This is a genomic window from Streptomyces avidinii (genome assembly GCF_045161815.1).
Lineage (GTDB): Bacteria > Actinomycetota > Actinomycetes > Streptomycetales > Streptomycetaceae > Streptomyces > Streptomyces avidinii.
On record NZ_CP108863.1, the window covers coordinates 4,807,559 to 4,826,933 of the forward strand.

The window sequence follows — 19,375 nt, forward strand, 5'->3', positions numbered from 1 at the left end:
GCGGCACTTCCCTCCAGCTAGCGTCGGATGCCGGTGGCGAACGGCAAGGTGTTGACGAAGGCGCGGTGGTGCTCGCGGTCGCACCATTCCAGCTTCAGGTAGGACTTGCCGGCGGAAGCGCGGATCGTCCGCTTGTCGCGGGCGAGTGCCTCCGGCGAACGCGAGGACACCGTGATGTACCCGACGAGGTTGACTCCCGCCGCACCGCTGGCGAGATCTTCACCTCTTTGGTCGAGTCGGCCGTGGGCGGCGATGTCGCGCGGGTCGACGGTCCGGTTCATCTTGGCGGCGCGGGAGGCGTCCGCCTCGTCGTTGGTCTTCTCGGTGAGCATGCGCTCGATGGCCACCTCGGTGGGCTCCAGGTCCATGGTGACGGCGACCGTACGGATCACGTCGGGGGTGTGGACGAGCAGCGGCGCGAGGAAGTTGACGCCGACCGGCGTCATCGGCCACTCCTTGACCCAGGCGGTGGCGTGGCACCAGGGGGCGCGGGTGGAGGACTCGCGGGTCTTGGCCTGGAGGAAGGTGGGCTCCACCGCGTCGAGCTCGGCCGGCCAGGCGTTGCGCTTGGTCATGGCCTGGATGTGGTCGATGGGGTGGTCCGGGTCGTACATGGAGTGCACGAGGGAGGAGAGGCGGCCCTGGCCGAGCGGCTGGCGGACGCGGATGTCGGCCTCGGCGAGGCGGGCGCAGATGTCGGTGAGTTCGCGGGCCATGACGATGGCGAGGCCGGCGTCGCGGTCGAGCTTGCGGCCCTTGTGGGGGGTGCCGGCGCGGGCGATGGCGTTGGCCTCGGCGGCGAGTTCGCGCGTGTAGTGCATGCAGGCGACGAGGTACGCGCGGTGCTGCTCGGAGGAGGTGGACACCATCGACTGGAGCTGGTCGTAGGAGTCGCGGAGCCAGCCGGGGGACTGGGTGTCGCCTCGCTGGGCCACGTCCTTGGCGTGCGCGTCGGGGTCGGCGGGGAGGGTGCGGGCGAGCATTTGGAGGCGGGTGACGAAGCCGTCGCCGTTGGCCACGTGCTTGAGGAGCGTGCCGAAGCGGTCGACGAGGGCCTCCTGGTCCTCGCTGTCGCGCAGGCCGACGCCGGGGCCCTCGATCTCGATGGCGGCGGTGACGGTGCGGCGGTCGGCGTGCAGGAGGACGGCGATCTCGTCGGGGCCGAAGGGGGCGGCGAGCCAGTTGATGCGGCCGATGCCGGGGGGCGGGCCGACCTCGACCTCGCGGCCGTCGGAGCCGCGGATGCCGGCTTCCATGGCGCCGGAGCGGTACGTCGTACCGCGGCGCAGGGTCCTCTTGTAGCTGCGGCTGATCTCGAACCAGCGGTAGAAGGTGCGGCCCTTGTACGGGACGTACACGGCGGCGAGCGCGAGCATGGGGAAGCCTGCGAGGCTGACGATGCGCAGGGTGAGGTCCGGGACGAGCAGTCCGCTCATCATGCCGAAGAACGCCCCGGCGATGATCAGGGAGATCTCGCCGGTCTCGCGGTTCTTGCCGACGATCGCGTTCGGCCGGGCGCGGCCGATGAGATACGTGCGGCGGGGCGCGACCGGGTGCATCTGGTGGGACTGGGTCGTCAACGCCCGTCACCTCCTGTGTTCCTCGTGCTCGAGCTCGTGCGGGGCGGGGGTGCGGCGGAGGGGACAGATCCGCCGCCGGCCCCGCCGCCGGAGGTGGGTCGGCTGCTGTGGGCGGCCACGCCTCCGGAGAGGGGGTTGGCGGGGCGGGGCGCGCTGTTGCCGCCGCCGCCGTCGCCTCCGCGGTGGGCGCCGCGGCTGCTGTGGGTCTTGATGCCCTGTGAGACGAGGGAGGCCGGGGAGCTGATGACGGCGGCCGCCTGGGCGCCGTCGGTGGCCTTGCTGCGGCCCGCGCGGGCGGAGGCGATCTCGTCGCCGAAGCCGGGGACGAAGCGGTAGATCATCGCGGAGGCGAAGATCGCCAGGAGGATGATCGCGAGGCCGGTGACGACGGCGGAGAAGGCGTTGGGGCCCTTCTCGCCGGTCAGGGCGCCGGCGAGGCCGAGGACGATGACGATGACCGGCTTCACGAGGATGACGGCGATCATGATGCCGGCCCAGCGGCGGACGTGGCCCCAGAGGTTGCGGTCGACGAGCCCGGAGTAGACGACGACGCCGAGGAGGGCGCCGACGTAGAGGAGGGCGGCCCGGATGAACAGCTCCAGGTAGAGCACGCCGGCGGCGAGGACGGTGACGAGTGCGACGACGATCAGCATGATCGGGCCGCCGCCGATGTCGTCGCCCTTCTTGAGGGCTTCGGAGAAGGAGCCGAAGAAGACGTCGGTCTGGCCGCCGGCGGCGGAGGCGATGACCTCGGTGACGCCGTCGGTGGCGGAGACGACGGTGTAGAGGATGAGGGGGGTGAAGGCGGAGGCGAGGACGGTGAGCCAGAGGAAGCCGATGGCTTCGGACATGGCGGTGGTGAGGGGGACGCCGCGGACGGCTCGCTTGGCGACGGCGAAGAGCCAGAGGACGAGGGTGAGGATGGTGGAGGCGGCGAAGACGACGGCGTACTGCTTGAGGAAGGCGGGGTTGGTGAAGTCGACCTCGGCCGAGCCCTTGACCGCTTCGCTGAGCTTGGTGACGATCCAGGCTGCGGCGTCTGCGCAGCCGCGGGCCAGGGAGGCGAGGGGGTTGAGGGCGTCGGCCGGGTCGCTGGGCGCGAGGCCGGGGGCTCCGCCGGTTCCGCCGCCGTTGCCGCGCTCGCAGTATTCCTTGGCCGGACCTCGGATCAGGTCGCAGGGATTGTTGGTCGCCTCAGGGGTCGGTGCAGGCGTGGGCGCGGCCACCGCGCGCGTGGACAGCAGGACCGCGGTCGCCTGTACTGCGGCCAGGACGGCCGCGAAGGACAAGCCGCGACGGCTAGCGTGCATAGGTGAGCCCCCCGAACTGCGATACGGCAGCGGCCATCTCCTCGGCGGTGGCAGCCCGCTGGTCCTGGCCCACGGGGGCCGGCCCGTCCTTCTGGGTGAAGTCGGCGATGCGCCAGTCGTTGTCGATCCAGCGCAGCTCGAACGTGTTCGTGTACCAGCTTTCCGTGACTGGGCTCTTCGAGCCTTCGCCGGCGAGGCCGAAGAGGGTCGAGTACCAGACCGACACGGTCGCGGTGTCCGCGCTGTACTTTTCGACCTTGGTCCCCACGGGGTTCGTGCGGGAGATGAAGGTCAGACCCTTGGGGGCCTTTCCGGCGGCGTCGAGCCCGATGCGCGCCAGGAACTGCGGATCGGTGTAGGCGCGGTCCAGGTCGCTCTGCCGCGCGGCGGCGACGTCCGGTGCGTACACCGCCTGGACGATGGGGCCTCTTCGGCTGGTGTTGAACATGCCGTCAGAGCCCAGCGCCACCGCGAAGTTGGCGGCGGCCGACTGCGCGCCCTGTTCGTCGTGGGCGAAGCCCTTGGGGATGCCTGCGGATTTGCCCGTGACCGGGTCCGTGCCCGTGGCGGCCGTGGAGGAGGTGGCCGGGGGTTTGTCCGAGGCGGGGTCCGAGGGGGTGTCCGGGCCCGAGTTGGCGAAGGCGATGGCCGCGATCAGGAGGACCACCACGCCGACCACCGTGATCAGGCTGCGGGAGGTGCGTGGGGTGCGGCGGGTGGGGCCGTAGGGGTCGGCCGGGGAGTCCGGGAGGCGGGTGCGGGTCTGGCCGGTGCCGCCGACCTCGCCGTAGCCGCCGGCGCCGCCGTACTGGTCGTCGTTGCTCATTCCCTGTTCGCCCCCTCCGCGTCGTACGACGGTAGCGCTGGTTCCCGCGTGGATGTGGTGTGGTGATGCGTCATCAGCTACGGGTTCCGGCGCGCGACCCGGCTAGACGGCCATCCCGTAGACGATCGTGAACAGCGTCCCGAGGGAGCCGATGATGAAGACTCCGGTGAGGCCGGCCACGATCAGGCCCTTGCCCTGTTCGGCGCTGAACGTGTCGCGCAGGGCGGTCGCGCCGATGCGCTGTTTGGCCGCCCCCCAGATGGCGATGCCCAGGCAGAGCAGGATCGCCACGGCCATGACCACCTCGATCATGACCTTCGCTTCGTTGCCGAGACTGCCGAAAGGCCCCCAGTTCGGGGCGATTCCGCCGATGATGGTGGTGATGTCGCCCTTTTCGGCTGCCAGGATCATGTAACTCACCGCCCCTGTATGGGTAGTTCCGGAAGGCCCTTGCCCGACGGCAGGGGTTACGCACTATCTTCGCTGATGAAACCGCCGCCGTCGTCGACTTGACGGCTCTCTTTACCCGATCTCGCGGCCCGCGCTCCGATTCCGCGCTCTGACCTGGGCAGGGGCGGGGTGTACGCGCGAGAACTTCCGGTCACTCTGTGTATCACGGGGGGTGACGCCGGGCAATGATTGTCGTCTTGTGGGTGCGCGGTGGCGCGGGCGACGGCGTTGTCAGTGGGGTGCGGCACGCTGGGGACCATGACGACTGTATGGACTCTCGCGGACCTCGAGGCGGCCATCCGGGCGGGGTGGTCGGCCGAGACCTGCGAGCCCTCCGACATCACGAAGATCCCCTGGACTCCGGAGAATCCCGGCTGGGGGCACTGTGACATCACCGCTCTCGTGGTGCAGGACCTCGTGGGTGGGGACCTGGTGCTGGGCGAGGTCTTCCACGACGGCCGGCAGGAGGGCTACCACTGGTGGAACCTGCTGCCCGGCGGCATCCGGATCGATCTGACGAGGGAACAGTTCCGGCGGGGAGAGACGGTTACGCCGGGGCGGGTCGTGAAGCGGCCGGGTGGGCGGCTGCGGAGGCGGTGGGAGGAGTACCAGCTGCTGCGGCAGCGGGTCATCGACAAGCTGGGGCCGTTGCCGGGGGTGATGCTGACGCAGGACGGGCGGCGGCTCGCCCATACGGACTTCGGTGGGCCGGGGGCTCCGCTGCTGGCGCTGCACGGGCACTTCGGGTCGGGGACGACGGCCTTCGGGCGGCTGGCCCGGGAGGTGGGTCCGGCGTGGCGGGTGATCGCCCTGGACCAGCGGGGGCACGGGGAATCGGACCGTGCGGGGGAGTACTCGCGGGAGGGGTACGTGGCGGATGCGGCGGCCCTGCTGGAGCAGCTGGGGCTGGGGCCGGCGGTGGTACTGGGGCATTCGCTGGGCGGGGTGAATGCTTACCAGCTCGCGGCGCGGCGGCCGGATCTGGTGCGGGCGGTGGTGGTCGAGGACATCGGGGCGGTGGTCGACGGCGACGTGTCGTTCGCACGGGAGTGGCCGAGGAGGGCCGCGACGCGGGAGGAGTTCCTGGCGGGGGTGGGCAGTGCCGCGCCGCACCTGGAGGGGTCCCTGCGGGAGTACCCGGACGGGTGGGGGACCGCGTTCGAGGTGGAGGACATGGTGGAGTCCCAGCGCGGGCTGAACGGGGACCACTGGGGGGACTGGCTGCGGGTGCGGCAGCCGACGCTGCTGGTGCGGGGGGATCGGAGCGGGGTGCTGTCGGCGGAGCATGCGCGGGAGATGACGGTGCGGAGGGCGGGGGTGCGGTTGGTCGAATTGCCGGCGGGGCATGCGGTGCGGGTCGGGGACCCGGAGGGGTACTTCGCTGCCGTGCGGGGGTTTTTGGCGCGGGTGTGAGGGCCGTCGCCGCCCGGGTGGGTGGGCCGGTGGGTGGGGCGGGTGCGGGGCCGTTGCCGGGGCTCCGCCCCGGACCCCGCGCCTCAAACGCCGGCGGGGCTGAAAGAGCGGGGCTCGGCCCCGGACCCCGCGGCCTCAAGCGCCGGCGGCGCTGGGGGTAGCGCCTCGAGCGTCGCCAGGGCTGGGGAGGCCGCCTCGAACGCCCATGGGGTCGGGAGGCCGCCTCGAACGTCGGTGGGGCTGAAAGAGCGGGGCTCGGCCCCGGACCCCGCGGCCTCAAGCGTCGGCGGCGCTGGGGGAACGAGGGGGAGTCGGGTCAGGTCCAGTGGGTGGGGCGGGTGAGGGTGGGGGGGAATTGGGTGGTGGGGTCGCCCTGGGCCGCGTTCAGCTGGGGTTGGGTGAGGAAGATGGCGTCGCGGAGGTCCGCTCCGCGGAGGTCGGTGTCGCGGAGGTCCGCGCCGATCAGGTCCGCCGTGCGCAGGTCGGCGCGGGTGAGGTCGGCGGCGATCAGGTAGGCGCCGCGGAGGTTCGCGCCGCGGAGGTCGGCCCCCGACAGGCGCGCGCCGATCAGGTCGGCGCCGCGGTGGTTCTTCTTGCGGCCCGGCACCTTCGCCCGTACGAGTTCGCTGGTCTTCAGGAGCAGCGTGTCGATCTGCTGGCGGAGGGGGCCGATGTCCAGGTCGGCCAGGGCCTGCGCGTCGGCGCGGGTCCGTTCCTCGGTCTCCGTCAGGGCCCGCCGCAGCTCGGCGTGGACCGGGGCGGCGGCCGGGAGGGTCAGGGCCTCGCTGACGTAGAAGAGCAGCTCGTGCAGCTGCCGCAGCACCGGGAAGACCTCGAACATCTGGGCGGCCGTGCCCGGGTGCGTGCGCCAGTCGCGGCCTCCGAAGGTGACCTGGGAGGCCTGCTGGCCCGCGCCGAAGCAGTCGAAGACCGTGCAGCCCTGGAAGCCCTTGTCGCGCAGCCGGGTGTGGATGCCGCAGCGGAAGTCCTGCCGGAGGTTCTTGCAGGGGGTTCCGGCGGGCTTGTTCACGGCGAAGTCGCTGGACTTGGCGAAGGGCAGCGCCACGCAGCAGAGCGCGAAGCAGTTCGCGCAGTCGGCCTGCAGGACGGGGAGCGGGGGGAGGGCGGCGGCGGGGTGGTTCGGCACGTTGTCCATTGTCCCCCGTCGCGTCGGGTCCCCGGGGACTTGATCCACGGGGGTCTTGATCCAGGGGGCGGCGGCGGTGAGCATCCCCGTATGACAGAAGTGATCGCAGTCGCTGTTATTACTCTCCTCGCCGTGATCAGTCCCGGTGCCGACTTCGCCATGGTGGTCCGCAACAGCTATCTCTACGGGCGCCCCACCGGGCTGTTCGCCGCCGCCGGGGTCGCGGCCGGCGTGCTGGTCCACGTCTCCTACACGATGCTCGGCGTCGGTCTGCTGATCGCGTCCTCCACCACCCTGTTCACCGTGATCAAGCTGGCGGGTGCGGCGTATCTGGTGTGGATCGGGATACGGACCTTCCGGGCGCGGGCGGAGGTGACCGTCGACCTGGAGTCGAAGCCGCAGCTGACCCGGCTGGGGGCGATGCGGTCGGGGTTCCTGACCAATGTGCTCAATCCGAAGACGACGCTGTTCGTGGTGTCGACCTTCACGCAGGTGGTGAACCCGGAGACCCCGGTGTGGCAGCAGGCGGGCTACGGGCTGTTCATGTCGGCGGCGCACCTGGGCTGGTTCGGGGCGGTCGCGCTGTTCTTCTCCGTCTCCCGGCTGCGCGACCGGATGCTGAAGGCGCAGAAGGCGCTGAACCGGGCCATCGGGTCGGTGCTGGTGGGGCTGGGGGTGGGGCTGGGGTTCGCCCGTTGAGTGCGTGGTCAGGGGGTGGTGGCCGCGGTTACCTGTCGGTAGCGTGAGCGGTATGGGTGCTGGCGAAGGGTACGAGGGGTTCTTCGAGCGGATCGACGCCGGGCGGTTCCTGGCCACCGAGTACACGCGGGGGCCGTGGGACCCGGGCTCGCAGCATGCCGGGCCGCCGGCCGCGCTGCTCGGGCGGGCCGTCGAGGATCGGGCGGGTGCGCGGACGGACATGCGGATCGCACGGATCACGTACGAGATCCTGCGCCCGGTCCCGATCGGCGAGCTGGAGATCACCACCGCCGTACTGCGGGCCGGGCGCGGTACCGAGGTGGTCGAGGCCGCCCTCGCCCCGGCGGGCGGTGCGCCCGTGATGCTCGCGCGGGCCCTGCGGATCCGGGTCGCCGAGGAGGCCGTGCCCGCCGTGGTCCCGGGACCGCAGCTGCCGCCGCCCGGGGAGGTGGAGGTGACGCCGTTCTTCCCCGTGCCGTGGGAGACCGGCTACCACTCGGCCATGGAGACCCGGTTCACCGAGGGCGCCTTCGTCGAACTGGGCCCCGGCACCTGCTGGATGCGGATGAGGGTGCCGCTCGTCGCCGGGGAGGAGACCAGGCCGCTGGACCGGGTGCTGATCGCCGCAGACTCGGGCAACGGGATCAGTTCGGTGATGGACTTCGGCCGGTACGTCTTCATCAACGGTGACCTGACCGTGCACCTCCACCGCCACCCGGTGGGCGAGTGGGCGTGCGTGGAGGCCCGTACGAGTGTGGACGCCGCCGGGATCGGGCTGGCGGACGCGCTGCTGCACGACGAGAAGGGGCCCATCGGGCGGAGCGCGCAGAGTCTGTACGTGGCGCCGCGCTCCTAGGAGTGTCCTGCCGGCCGGCCGCATCTCAACCCGCCTCCGTGGCACGGGAGTCGGTGTGGCAGGCTCGTGCCGGTGGAGGCCCTGAGAGACGTCGACCCCGCGCAGATCGGGGCGCATGCGCTGTTGGCCCGGCTCGGCGCCGGGGGGATGGGACAGGTGTATCTCGGGCGGTCGCCCGGTGGGCGCCTGGTCGCCGTGAAGGTGATCCGCGACGAGATCACCGGGCATCCGGAGGCGCTGGCCCGGTTCCGGCGTGAGGCCGAGACGGTGCGTGCGGTGCGGTCGGCGTACACGGCGAACCTGATCGACGCCTCGCTGGCAGCGGCGCCGTACTGGCTGGCGACCGAGTACGTGGCGGGGCCGACGCTCGGTCATGCGGTGGCGGAGCGCGGTGGTTTGCCGGTGGACACCTGCCGGCGGCTGTTCGCGGCCCTCGCGGAGGGGCTGGCGAGCGTGCACGCGTACGGGGTGACGCACCGGGACCTCAAGCCGCAGAACGTCATCCTGGGCGCGCAGGGGCCGCAGCTCATCGACTTCGGCATCGCGCGGGGCGTGGGCGAGACGGCCCTCACGCAGGACGGGCAGGCTCCGGGGACGCCGGGGTACACGGCGCCGGAGGTGCTGCTGGGCGCGGAGGCCGGGGCCGCGGCGGACGTCTTCGCGCTGGGCGCGACGCTGGCGTACGCGGCGACGGGGCGGCCGCCGTTCGGGACGGGCGTGGCGGCGACGGTGAGCTACCGGGCGGTGCACGAGCCGATCGACGTGGCCGGGGTGGAGCCGGGGCTGGCGGGGCTGATCGAGTCGTGCGTGGCGAAGGATCCGGCGGTGCGGCCGGATCCGGCCGAGGTCATCCGGCGCTGCGGGGTGCGGGACGCGCTGATCGACGATCCGGTGTATTCGGCACTGGGCGTGCTCGGCGACCCGGTTCCGGTGCACGAGATGCGCACCGAGGGCCCCGGCTACCCGTACGTCCCGACGGCTCCCGAGCAGGCTCCGCAGGCCGCCCGGGGAGCGCGGCTGCGACGCGGGGCCCGGGTCGGTGCGGTGGTGGCCGTGGCGGCGGCGCTCTCCCTGACGGCGTGGAAGCTGCTCCCGTTCGACGGCAGCGGAAACGGCGGCAGCAGCGGGGGCGCGGCGCGGGGCGGGGCCGACAAGGGTGGTGCCGCGAGTACCCCTCCTGCGGCGCAGGGCGGGCGGGCCCCCGAGGCAACCGGCTCCAAGGGTGCTGCCAAGCCACCGGCCGAGTACATCGACAACAACCAGATCTCGCGCTATGTGTGGACGGGCTCCCCCGACCTGGACCTGGCCGTGCAGGGGGTGGGTCAGTGCAACCAGCCCGCCGAAGAGAAGTCTCCTGGTGCGGGCTTCCAGTCGGCCGTGTCGACCACCAGCGTCAATGGGAAGCCGGGCAGGTCAGCGTCCGTCAAGATGCGGATCAAGTACGCGGAGATGGCTCAGTCCGCGCCGGATCCGTACTACGTCTCCGTGGCGGTCAAGTCCCCCCACGACATCGAGCCGTCCACGGGCAAGCCCTTTCCCATGGACAACCGGGCCGTCGGCTATACGAGCAAGCCCGTCGACATCTATACGCACTGGAAGTCGGGTGGCGACGTGACGCTCACCTACCCGGACGACTTCACGATGCACGCCGCGGGCAGGACGTGGCCCGCTGTGCCCCTGTCCGCCGACCCCGGGGACTGGACGGTCGTCTTCTACCACGTCGAGGATGATCCTACGAAGTACGCGAGCATCGCCTGTTCCGGCTTCCGAGTGGGGTAGTAGGACATGCGACACGGCCGATTCGCACGTTGAAGTGACAGGGATGGGGGAGGGTTGACGGGTGCGCAGATTCTGGATGGTCGGCGGGATCGGGTTCGGGCTGTGTCTGACGTTCGTGGCGCTCCTCGTCGTGGGGACGTACTCGGCGGCGGCGGGACTCGTGGGGTCCGGCGCGGGTGGTCGTGCGGTGGGGTTGGCGAAGGGCGCCGTCCCCGCGAAGTACCAGGCGCTGGTTGAGAAGTGGGGCAACCTCTGCCCGGCCATCAATCCGGCCCTGCTCGCTGCCCAGCTGTACTCCGAGAGCGGCTGGAACCCGAGCGCCGTGAGTCCGGCGGACGCGCGCGGCATCGCGCAGTTCATTCCGGGAACTTGGGCGGGCCACGGCATTGACGGGGACGGGGACGGGGACCGGGACATCTGGGACCCGAACGACGCGATTCCCTCGGCGGCCTCCTACGACTGCCAGCTGGCCAAGGACGTGGCGAGCGTGCCGGGGGACGACGCGTCCAACATGCTCGCGGCCTACAACGCGGGGGCCTATGCGGTCATCAAGTACGGCGGGGTGCCTCCGTACAAGGAGACCCAGGGGTACGTGAAGGCCATCGCCACCCTGGCCAAGAGTTTCGAGCGGCCCGTCGGGCGGGTGGCGCCCTCGCAACAGGCCGCAGGGGCCATCTACTTCGCGCAGAAGCAGCTCGGGACGCCGTATCTGTGGGGTGGGAACGGGACGCCCGACCAGGACGGGCGGTTCGACTGTTCCGGCTTGACCAAGGCCGCGTACGAGACCGTGGGGATCGAGTTGCCGCGGGTGGCCAACGACCAGTACAACGCCGGCCCGCACCCCTCCCGCGATCAACTCCTGCCCGGTGATCTCGTCTTCTTCTCCGACGATCTGACGAACTCCCGGGAGATCCGGCACGTCGGGCTGTACGTGGGCGGCGGGTACATGATCAACGCCCCTTATACCGGTGCCGTCATCCGGTTCGACAAGATCGACACCCCCGACTACTTCGGCGCGACGCGTGTGACCAAGGATGGTGCGGAGGCCCTTCCGGAGCGCCCCGCCGCTGGTCGGGCCTCGTAGTAACTCACCGTAATGCAAAGGCCCTGAGCTGCGACGATGAGTCACTCTTCGATAACGTTGGAGTGATCATTGCGTGGAGAATGGAACGTAGGAGCCAGAACGGGCGTTCCATGAACGCGGGGGTTGATCAAGCGGGGGCGAAGGGGCGCACACAGGGGTGCGTCCGCAGGGGACCACGGCAAGGCAAGGGGCCGCATCACCATGGCTGGACTCACAACAGGTGGGCCGAACGTGGATGTCAGCCTGCTGTACGAGATCAACGGAGCCGCCCGGCAGGCTCCGGCGTGGCTGGACCGGGTCGTGAGCCTGGTCGGGGAGTACGGGATCCTGCTCGCCCTGGTGCTCCTGGTCCTGTGGTGCTGGCACGGTGCCCGCCGGCAGGACGAGGCCGTCGCCGTCGAGTCCTTCGCCGCGCTCGTCTGGGCCCCGCTGGCCGCCGGGCTGGCGCTGCTCGTGAATGTGCCGCTGCGTGAGTTCGTGGGCCGGCCGAGGCCGTTCATGCAGCACGAGGGCCTCCAGGTGCTCGATCCCGGCTTCGGCTCGGGGCTCGGGCACACCGAGTTCTCCTTCGTCAGCGGCCACACCACCCTCGCGATGGCCCTGGGCGTAGGCCTGTTCGTGGCCAACCGGAAGTTCGGCCTCCTGGGGATCGGGCTGGCCTTCGCCGAAGGCCTCTGCCGCGTCTACATGGGCCTCCACTACCCGACCGACGTCATCGGGGCCTTCGCGCTCGGCACCGCCGTGGTGCTGCTGCTCGCGCCGCTCGCGATGGCGGCGTTGAACCCGGCGGTGCGGGCGGTGGCCCGGTCCCGGCGCGCCGGCCGGCTCGTACGCGCCAAGGGCCGCGCGCTGCCCCGGCCGGTCGATCTGCCGCAGGCGCAGACCCCGCCCGCGGGGCAGCGTACGCACGAGAGCGACCTCGCCGCCTGATGTGAAGGCGGCGGGCCGGGTTCAGGTCTGCGCGTACGAGTTCCACACGGCGAGCAGCACGGCCGCCAGCAGGCACAGCACCGCCGCCCCGAAGCACATCCGGACCGCCGTCGGCCGGGACCGCGGCCGCTGCGCGGGCCGTGGCCGGAGCCGAGGCCGAAGTCGGGGTCGGGGTCGGGGCGTCATGGATCGCCGCCGTCGGCGTCGCGGCGGTACCGGGCGCGCAGCCACCAGCCGGTGGCCACGGCCGCGGCGGAGGTGAGTCCGACGGCCAGGGCCACGTCGGCCGGGCTGTCCGCCGAGCCCAGGGGTCGGGCCCAGGCCGCGGCGGCCGGGGTGAGCGCGATGAGCAGGGCCCAGAGGAGGGCCGCGAGGCGGGCTGCGGATCCTGGCATGAGTCCAGGGCAGCGGCTGCGGCGGACCCCTGCCAGCCGGGCGGTCCGAACGGCCTAGGAAGACACGGCCCGTCCCCTACGGCGCCGGGTGGCGGGCGGCGTCCTTGCGGGCCAGGTCGCGCGAGCGGCGGGCCGGACCGCTCCAGCCGCAGGTGCAGACGGCGAGACAGAACGATCCGCGGTCGGCGGTGGATGTGGTGTGCCCGGTCGGTGGTTCCGGCTGCGTGTGCGGCCGCGGGAGCGGCAGGGAGTCAAGCGGACGGACCGGTGTCGCGTCGGTGTGCGGTTCCACATCTCCACGGTACCGGGGCGGGCGCCGGGCGGGGAGGGCGCGTCCCCGTGACGGGAAACCCCGGACCTCGTTAAGCGGAGCGGGTGGGGGCCTCGGGCAAGCAGCGGTCATGCGTTGGGGGTTGGCAGGCGATGGTGGTTCACCAGCACAGGCGTCGACGCGGGCGTGCGGGTGAGGCGGTGCTCGCCGCCGGCGTCGCCCTGGCGGTCACGGCGATGAGCGGGTGCGCGGGCGGCGGGAACGACGACCGGCCCCCGGCGGCGGATGCGGCGGCAGACGCGGCGGCGGTGGTCCGCGGGGCCGCCGACGCACTGGCGAGGGCCGGCAGCGCCCGGGCCCGTACGGCCATGGAGATGGCCACGGGCGGGACCCGGGTCACGATCCGCGGCGAGGGCGGGGTGGACTTCAAGAACCGGATGGGGCAGCTCCTGGTGATGCTCCCGGCCGATGTGAAGGGCAAGGCCGAGCACCGGCCCATCACCGAGCTGCTCGTGCCGGGCGCGTTGTACATGAAGAACCGCGGCGCGGGCGTCCCGGACGACAAGTGGGTCCGGGTCGACACGACGACCCTCAGCGACGGGAACCTCGTCACGGGCGGGGCCACCGATCCGGTGGTCGCGGCCGAGTTGCTGCGGGGCGTGCAGCAGGTGACGTACGTGGGGGAGACCGAGGTGGCGGGCACCAGGGTGCGCCACTACCGGGGGACCACGGACATCGGGCGGGCGGCGGCGAGCGCGTCGCCGGGAGTACGGGGGGCGCTGGAGGCTGCGGCGAAAGGGTTCAGCAAGGACGCCGTGCCGTTCGACGCCTACCTGGACGAGGAGGGGCGCCTGCGGAAGGTCAGGCACCGGTTCACGTACGTCAACAATGGCGTGATCGATGTGTCGTCGACCACGCTGCTCTACGGGTTCGGGACGCCGGTGACCGTCGTATTGCCCGCAAGCGGGGACATTTACGCCGGGAAGATCGCCGACTAGTGGGGATGGTGGGGGAGGGGCGGCGCGATCGGGCCATGGCCCGGTATCCGGAAATGGTCCATCCGTGTCATGCGGGGGGAGGCGCGGGCTCCCTACGCTGAGAAGTCGGGCGCCGGCGCGTGGTGCGGTGCGGTATGACCGAAGACGGCCGGTGGCCGGTGGCAGATTGAGGTGACACGCGTGACTCCCGCAGGCGGTACGACGGTGCAGGACCACGTGGCTCTCGCCGAGATCGAGTTGTGCGGTGAGCTGATCATCGCCGCGTCGGCGGCGGTCGAGGAGCGGCTGAGCCTGGACCGCATCGACGAGGTCCTGCTCGGGCAGTAGCCGCTCGCCGCTCGCCTCCCGGCGGGGTGGCGCAGGGCATGCTGCTGCTCGCCGTTGCCCGCCGGTGCCGGGGCTCCGCCCCGGACCCCGCGCTTCGAACGCCGGCGGGGCTGGGATCGGCCGGGGCGGTTACGTGCGCAGGAGGCGGGCGATGGCCTTGGTGGCTTCCTCGACCTTGGCGTCGATCTCCGTGCCGCCCTTGACCGCCGCGTCGGCTACGCAGTGCCGCAGGTGTTCCTCCAGCAGCTGGAGGGCGAAGGACTGCAGTGCCTTCGTGCTCGCGGAGACTTGGGTGAGTATGTCGATGCAGTAGACGTCCTCGTCGACGAGCCGCTGGAGGCCGCGGACCTGACCCTCGATCCGGCGCAGTCGCTTGAGGTGCTCGTCCTTCTGGTGGTGGTAGCCGTGGACGGTCCCGGAGCCCTCCGCGGAGCCCTCCGCCTCGATGGTCGTCATACGTCCTCCCGTGGTCCGGAACGAGGGATGCATACCCCTCGTGGGTATAGAATACCGGGCCCCGCCGCACAGGGCAGGGGTCCGTGGTCCTCACTCTGCCTGATGGAGGACACTGGGGAACGGCCGGTTAGCCGTGGCCGGGGGATGCGCCTAGCATCAGCCTGACCGAATCCAATGCACCCCGAGGACCTCACGTGCGATTTCGTCTGACCCCCAGGGAGACGAGCTTCTACGACATGTTCGCCGCATCCGCGGACAACATCGTCACGGGCTCCAAGCTCCTGATGGAACTGCTCGGAGCGGACTCCTCCGCCCGGGCCGAGATCGCGGAGCGGATGCGGGCAGCGGAGCACGCGGGGGACGACGCCACTCACGCGATCTTCCACCAGCTGAACTCCTCCTTCATCACGCCGTTCGACCGCGAGGACATCTACAACCTGGCCTCGTCGCTCGACGACATCATGGACTTCATGGAGGAGGCCGTCGACCTCGTCGTCCTCTACAACGTCGAGGAGCTTCCCAAGGGTGTGGAGCAGCAGATCGAGGTCCTGGCGCGCGCGGCCGAGCTGACCGCCGAGGCCATGCCGCACCTGCGGACGATGGACAACCTCACCGAGTACTGGATCGAGGTCAACCGCCTTGAGAACCAGGCCGACCAGATCCACCGCAAGTTGCTCGCCCAGCTCTTCAACGGCAAGTACGACGCCATCGAGGTGCTGAAGCTCAAGCAGATCGTCGACGTGCTCGAAGAGGCGGCCGACGCGTTCGAGCACGTCGCGAACACGGTGGAGACCATCGCGGTCAAGGAGTCCTGAACCTCGTGGACACCTTTGCTCTGGTCGTGACCATCGGTGTCGCGCTCGGCTTCACATATACGAACGGTTTCCACGACTCGGCGAACGCGATCGCGACCTCCGTCTCGACGCGGGCGCTGACCCCGCGCGCGGCCCTCGCGATGGCCGCCGTGATGAACCTCGCCGGCGCCTTCCTGGGCAGCGGGGTCGCCAAGACGGTCAGCGAGGGCCTGATCGAGACGCCCACGGGCCCCACCGGCATGTGGATCCTCTTCGCGGCGCTGGTCGGCGCGATCGTCTGGAACCTGATCACCTGGTACTTCGGCCTGCCCTCGTCCTCCTCGCACGCGCTCTTCGGCGGCATGGTGGGCGCGGCGCTGGCGGGCGGTACCGGGGTGATCTGGTCGGGTGTGATCGACAAGGTCGTCATCCCGATGTTCGTCTCGCCGGTCGTCGGTCTGGTCGTCGGTTACCTGGTCATGGTGGTCATCCTGTGGATGTTCCGCCGGTCCAACCCGCACAAGGCCAAGCACGGCTTCCGTATCGCGCAGACCGTGTCCGCGGCCGGCATGGCGCTGGGTCACGGTCTCCAGGACGCGCAGAAGACGATGGGCATCGTCGTGATGGCGCTGGTCATCGCCGACGTGCAGAGCGCCGACGCGCCGATTCCGGTCTGGGTCAAGGTCGTGTGTGCCGTGATGCTGTCGCTGGGTACGTACGCGGGTGGCTGGCGCATCATGCGTACGCTCGGCCGCAAGATCATCGAGCTGGACCCGCCGCAGGGCTTCGCGGCCGAGACCACGGGTGCCTCGATCATGTTCGGCTCGGCGTACCTCTTCCACGCGCCGATCTCCACCACCCACGTGATCACTTCGGCGATCATGGGCGTGGGCGCGACCAAGCGTGTGAACGCGGTCCGCTGGGGCGTCGCCAAGAACATCATCCTGGGCTGGTTCATCACGATGCCGGCCGCGGCGCTGGTCGCCGCGCTCAGCTTCTGGATCGTGAACCTGGCCTTCGGCTAGCGGGACCCCGCCCCGCCGCCGGGCGCAGCGGGGTACGAAAGCGGGCCGGCTCCCCCCACCCAGGGGGAGCCGGCCCTTTTTCTTTCTTTCGCCTTGCGGTGGCACCGCCATGCAGCACCGCAGGACGCCTGTCCCGGGTTTAGCCGAAGCGACCCGAGATGTAGTCCTCGGTCGCCTGGACGGACGGGTTGGAGAAGATCCGGTCCGTGTCGTCGAGCTCGATGAGCTTGCCGGGCTGGCCGACGGCCGAGAGGTTGAAGAAGGCGGTGCGGTCCGAGACGCGGGCCGCCTGCTGCATGTTGTGCGTCACGATGACGATCGTGAAGCGCTCCTTGAGCTCGCCGATCAGGTCCTCGATCGCCAGCGTGGAGATCGGGTCGAGGGCCGAGCAGGGCTCGTCCATCAGCAGGACCTGGGGCTCGACCGCGATGGCGCGGGCGATGCACAGACGCTGCTGCTGACCGCCGGAGAGGCCGGAGCCGGGCTTGTTCAGGCGGTCCTTGACCTCGTTCCAGAGGTTGGCGCCCTGGAGCGACTTCTCGACGATGTCCGCGAGCTCGGACTTCTTGAAGCTGCCGTTCAGTCGCAGGCCCGCCGCCACGTTGTCGAAGATCGACATGGTGGGGAAGGGGTTCGGGCGCTGGAAGACCATGCCGACGGTGCGGCGGACCGCGACCGGGTCGACGCCGGCGCCGTACAGGTTCTCGTCGTCCAGCAGGACCTTGCCCTCGACGCGGCCGCCGGGGGTGACCTCGTGCATGCGGTTGAGGGTGCGCAGGAAGGTGGACTTGCCGCAGCCGGAGGGGCCGATGAAGGCCGTCACGGAGCGGGGCTCCACGGTCATCGAGATGTCATCGATGGCCTTGTGGGTTCCGTAGAAGGCGGACAGTCCGGAGACGTCGATTCGCTTCGCCATGAGGGGTCACTTCGCTTTCATACAGTCGCGTCAGCGACCGGTCTTCGGGGCCTTCCAGCGGGCGATGCCGCGGGCCACCAGATTGAGGATCATGACGAAGGCGATCAGGACGAGCGCTGCGGCCCATGCCCGGTCGTAGGAGGGTTCACTGCCGACCTTGTACTGCTCCCAGATGTAGAGGGGGAGCGAGGACTGGGCGCCTTCGAAGGGGTTGCCGTTGATCAGCTGGGTGCCGAAGACCAGCAGCATGATCGGTGCGGTCTCGCCGGCGATGCGGGCGACGGCCAGCATCACACCGGTGGAGATACCGCCGATGGCGGTGGGGAGCACGACCTTGAGGATCACGCGCCACTTCGGCACACCGAGGGCGAGGGCGGCCTCGCGCAGCTCGTTCGGGACGAGCTTGAGCATCTCCTCGGTGGAGCGGACCACGACCGGCATCATCAGGATCGACAGGGCCATCGCGCCGGCGAAGCCGGACGGGCCGAAGCCGAGCATCAGGTTCCAGGTCGTCAGGATGAACAGACCCGCGACGATGGAGGGGATGCCGGTCATCACGTCGACGAAGAAGGTGACGGCCCGGGCGAGGCGGCCCTTGCCGTACTCGACCAGGTAGACGGCGGTCAGCAGGCCGATGGGGGCCGCGATCAGCGTGGCGAGGGCGACCTGCTCGATGGTGCCGAGCAGGGCGTGGTAGACGCCGCCGCCCTCGTCGAAGCTGGTCACACCGTTCATGGAGTGGCTGAGGAAGTTGCCGCTCAGCAGTTCCAGGCCGCGGCTGATCGTGGTCCACATCAGCGAGAGCAGCGGGATGACCGCGAGGACGAAGCAGACCCACACGAGGGAGGTCGCGACCCGGTCCTTGGCCTGGCGGCGGTTCTCGACGATCGCGCTGGCGGTGTACGTGATGCCGATGAACAGCAGGGCCGCGATGAGTCCCCACTGGACCTTGCTGTGCAGGTCGAAGACGAGGCCGAGGCCGCAGCCGAGTGCGATCGCGAGGGCCGCGACGGCGGCCGGCGCCCAGCGGGGCAGGCCGCCGCGGGTGAGGCTGGCGGGGGCGGCGGACTTACGGGCCCGGGTGGGCCGCTGGTCCTGGATTGCGTGGCTCATCAGGCGTTCGCCCCCGAGAAGTCCTTGCGGCGAGCGATGATCAGGCGAGCTGCACCGTTGACCAGCAGGGTGAGCAGGAAGAGGACGAGACCGGAGGCGATCAGCGCGTCCCGGCCGAACTCGTTGGCCTCGTCGAACTTCGCGGCGATGTTCTGCGCGAAGGTACCGCCACCCGGGTTCAGGATGTGGCCGGAGATCAGGAAGCTCGGGGAGAGGACGGTCGCGACGGCCATGGTCTCGCCGAGCGCGCGGCCGAGACCGAGCATCGAGGCGGAGATGACACCGGAGCGGCCGAAGGGCAGCACCGACATCCGGATGACCTCCCAGCGGGTCGCGCCGAGGGCCAGGGCGGCCTCCTCGTTCATGCGCGGGACCTGGAGGAAGACCTCGCGGCTGACGCTGGTCACGATCGGCAGGATCATGATCGCGAGCAGGATGCCGACGGTGAAGAGCGAACGGGCGACGCCGACCTGGGTCTTCTCGAACACGTACGTCCAGCCGAGGTACTCGTCCAGCCAGAGGTTCAGGCCGTTCAGCTGCGGGACGAGGAAGAGCGCGCCCCAGATGCCGTAGATGATCGACGGCACGGCGGCCAGCAGGTCGACCACGTACGCGAGGGGCGCGGCCAGCTTGCGCGGCGCGTAGTGCGAGATGAACAGGGCGATGCCGACAGCGATCGGAACCGCGATGGCCATCGCGATGATCGAGCTGACGACGGTGCCGAAGAGCAGGACGGCGATGCCGAAGACGGGCGGGTTGGCCGACGCGTTCCAGTCGAAGGTGGTGAGGAAGTTCCCCTCGTTCTTCGACAGGGCGATCGTGGCGCGGTAGGTGAGGAAGGCGGCGATCGACGCCATGATCACCAGGAGCAGGATGCCGGATCCCTTGGAGAGCCCGGAGAAGATCTTGTCACCGGCGCGGCCGGTGGACCTTCCGCTCTTGGCGACAGGCGGAGCCGTGTCTATCTGGGTGGGTGTGGTGGAAGCCATGGTCTTTCCGGTCTGTG

The 19,375-nt window shown here is 70.6% G+C and carries 21 protein-coding genes; 10 read left to right on the forward strand and 11 right to left on the reverse strand.

Annotated elements, in window-relative coordinates; genetic code table 11:
• Positions 1–17: 17 nt before the first annotated feature.
• The 4 genes from OG373_RS21510 to OG373_RS21525 form a co-directional block, all read right to left on the reverse strand.
• Entirely contained in the window at positions 18–1,580 is a 1,563-nt protein-coding gene (locus OG373_RS21510; protein WP_405439731.1) for an SCO6880 family protein, read from the reverse strand.
• Positions 1,577–2,890: a hypothetical protein gene (locus OG373_RS21515; protein WP_405439732.1), complete on the reverse strand. Its 1,314-nt coding sequence runs from the start codon at positions 2,888–2,890 to the stop codon at positions 1,577–1,579. The genes OG373_RS21510 and OG373_RS21515 overlap by 4 nt, the downstream gene beginning before the upstream one ends.
• The gene (locus tag OG373_RS21520) at positions 2,880–3,716 is read right to left on the reverse strand and encodes a hypothetical protein (protein ID WP_405439735.1); all 837 of its coding nucleotides are present in this window, start codon (positions 3,714–3,716) and stop codon (positions 2,880–2,882) included. Before OG373_RS21520 ends, OG373_RS21515 begins: the two co-directional genes overlap by 11 nt.
• A 102-nt stretch (positions 3,717–3,818) precedes the next feature.
• Positions 3,819–4,127, reverse strand: coding sequence for a hypothetical protein (locus OG373_RS21525; protein WP_008742356.1), 309 nt, complete (start codon positions 4,125–4,127; stop codon positions 3,819–3,821).
• A 297-nt stretch (positions 4,128–4,424) separates the two neighbouring features.
• Between OG373_RS21525 and OG373_RS21530 the strand changes: the two genes are divergently transcribed.
• Positions 4,425–5,579 carry an alpha/beta fold hydrolase gene (locus tag OG373_RS21530; RefSeq protein WP_405439736.1) on the forward strand — a complete coding sequence of 385 codons (1,155 nt, stop codon included), beginning with the start codon at positions 4,425–4,427 and terminating at the stop codon, positions 5,577–5,579.
• A gap of 316 nt (positions 5,580–5,895) precedes the next feature.
• On the opposite strand, the gene OG373_RS21535 is transcribed toward OG373_RS21530, so the two are convergent.
• Complete coding sequence (locus OG373_RS21535) at positions 5,896–6,735, reverse strand: pentapeptide repeat-containing protein (RefSeq protein ID WP_405439738.1); 840 nt, start codon at positions 6,733–6,735, stop codon at positions 5,896–5,898.
• An 81-nt stretch (positions 6,736–6,816) separates the two neighbouring features.
• On the opposite strand from OG373_RS21535, the gene OG373_RS21540 reads away from it, so the two are divergent.
• From OG373_RS21540 to OG373_RS21560, 5 genes are all read left to right on the forward strand, one after another.
• A complete protein-coding gene (locus OG373_RS21540; RefSeq protein ID WP_397738874.1) occupies positions 6,817–7,425 on the forward strand; it encodes a LysE family translocator in 609 nt (202 codons plus the stop codon).
• A gap of 52 nt (positions 7,426–7,477) precedes the next feature.
• Positions 7,478–8,281 carry a thioesterase family protein gene (locus OG373_RS21545; protein ID WP_405439740.1) on the forward strand — a complete coding sequence of 268 codons (804 nt, stop codon included), beginning with the start codon at positions 7,478–7,480 and terminating at the stop codon, positions 8,279–8,281.
• A gap of 72 nt (positions 8,282–8,353) precedes the next feature.
• Positions 8,354–10,060: a serine/threonine-protein kinase gene (locus OG373_RS21550; RefSeq protein WP_405439742.1), complete on the forward strand. Its 1,707-nt coding sequence runs from the start codon at positions 8,354–8,356 to the stop codon at positions 10,058–10,060.
• 76 nt (positions 10,061–10,136) lie between these two features.
• Positions 10,137–11,144, forward strand: a complete 1,008-nt coding sequence (locus tag OG373_RS21555; RefSeq protein WP_405444146.1) for an NlpC/P60 family protein — start codon at positions 10,137–10,139, stop codon at positions 11,142–11,144.
• Between the two features lie 201 nt (positions 11,145–11,345).
• Complete coding sequence (locus OG373_RS21560; protein ID WP_397738869.1) at positions 11,346–12,074, forward strand: phosphatase PAP2 family protein; 729 nt, start codon at positions 11,346–11,348, stop codon at positions 12,072–12,074.
• Between the two features lie 182 nt (positions 12,075–12,256).
• Here OG373_RS21560 and OG373_RS21565 read toward each other — a convergent pair whose 3' ends face one another.
• Positions 12,257–12,469, reverse strand: coding sequence for a hypothetical protein (locus OG373_RS21565; RefSeq protein ID WP_405439744.1), 213 nt, complete (start codon positions 12,467–12,469; stop codon positions 12,257–12,259).
• Positions 12,470–12,545: 76 nt separating this feature from the next.
• Positions 12,546–12,761: a hypothetical protein gene (locus OG373_RS21570; RefSeq protein ID WP_405439746.1), complete on the reverse strand. Its 216-nt coding sequence runs from the start codon at positions 12,759–12,761 to the stop codon at positions 12,546–12,548.
• 131 nt (positions 12,762–12,892) lie between these two features.
• On the opposite strand from OG373_RS21570, the gene OG373_RS21575 reads away from it, so the two are divergent.
• Both OG373_RS21575 and OG373_RS21580 read left to right on the forward strand, forming a co-directional pair.
• Positions 12,893–13,738 carry a hypothetical protein gene (locus tag OG373_RS21575; protein ID WP_405439747.1) on the forward strand — a complete coding sequence of 282 codons (846 nt, stop codon included), beginning with the start codon at positions 12,893–12,895 and terminating at the stop codon, positions 13,736–13,738.
• 180 nt (positions 13,739–13,918) lie between these two features.
• A complete protein-coding gene (locus OG373_RS21580; RefSeq protein ID WP_162498481.1) occupies positions 13,919–14,065 on the forward strand; it encodes a hypothetical protein in 147 nt (48 codons plus the stop codon).
• 129 nt (positions 14,066–14,194) lie between these two features.
• Here the strand turns inward: OG373_RS21580 and OG373_RS21585 are convergent, their stop codons facing one another.
• Positions 14,195–14,521: a metal-sensitive transcriptional regulator gene (locus OG373_RS21585; RefSeq protein ID WP_405439748.1), complete on the reverse strand. Its 327-nt coding sequence runs from the start codon at positions 14,519–14,521 to the stop codon at positions 14,195–14,197.
• Positions 14,522–14,715: 194 nt separating this feature from the next.
• On the opposite strand from OG373_RS21585, the gene OG373_RS21590 reads away from it, so the two are divergent.
• Positions 14,716–15,336 carry a DUF47 domain-containing protein gene (locus OG373_RS21590; RefSeq protein WP_008742369.1) on the forward strand — a complete coding sequence of 207 codons (621 nt, stop codon included), beginning with the start codon at positions 14,716–14,718 and terminating at the stop codon, positions 15,334–15,336.
• Positions 15,337–15,341: 5 nt separating this feature from the next.
• A complete protein-coding gene (locus OG373_RS21595; protein ID WP_405439749.1) occupies positions 15,342–16,340 on the forward strand; it encodes an anion permease in 999 nt (332 codons plus the stop codon).
• A gap of 139 nt (positions 16,341–16,479) precedes the next feature.
• Here OG373_RS21595 and pstB read toward each other — a convergent pair whose 3' ends face one another.
• The 3 genes from pstB to pstC are packed head-to-tail and all read right to left on the reverse strand — an operon-like array spanning position 16,480 to position 19,358.
• Positions 16,480–17,256, reverse strand: coding sequence for a phosphate ABC transporter ATP-binding protein PstB (pstB, locus tag OG373_RS21600; protein WP_052875692.1), 777 nt, complete (start codon positions 17,254–17,256; stop codon positions 16,480–16,482).
• A 30-nt stretch (positions 17,257–17,286) separates the two neighbouring features.
• Positions 17,287–18,369, reverse strand: coding sequence for a phosphate ABC transporter permease PstA (pstA, locus tag OG373_RS21605; RefSeq protein ID WP_405439750.1), 1,083 nt, complete (start codon positions 18,367–18,369; stop codon positions 17,287–17,289).
• Positions 18,369–19,358, reverse strand: a complete 990-nt coding sequence (gene pstC, locus OG373_RS21610; RefSeq protein WP_405439751.1) for a phosphate ABC transporter permease subunit PstC — start codon at positions 19,356–19,358, stop codon at positions 18,369–18,371. The genes pstA and pstC overlap by 1 nt, the downstream gene beginning before the upstream one ends.
• Positions 19,359–19,375: the final 17 nt, after the last annotated feature.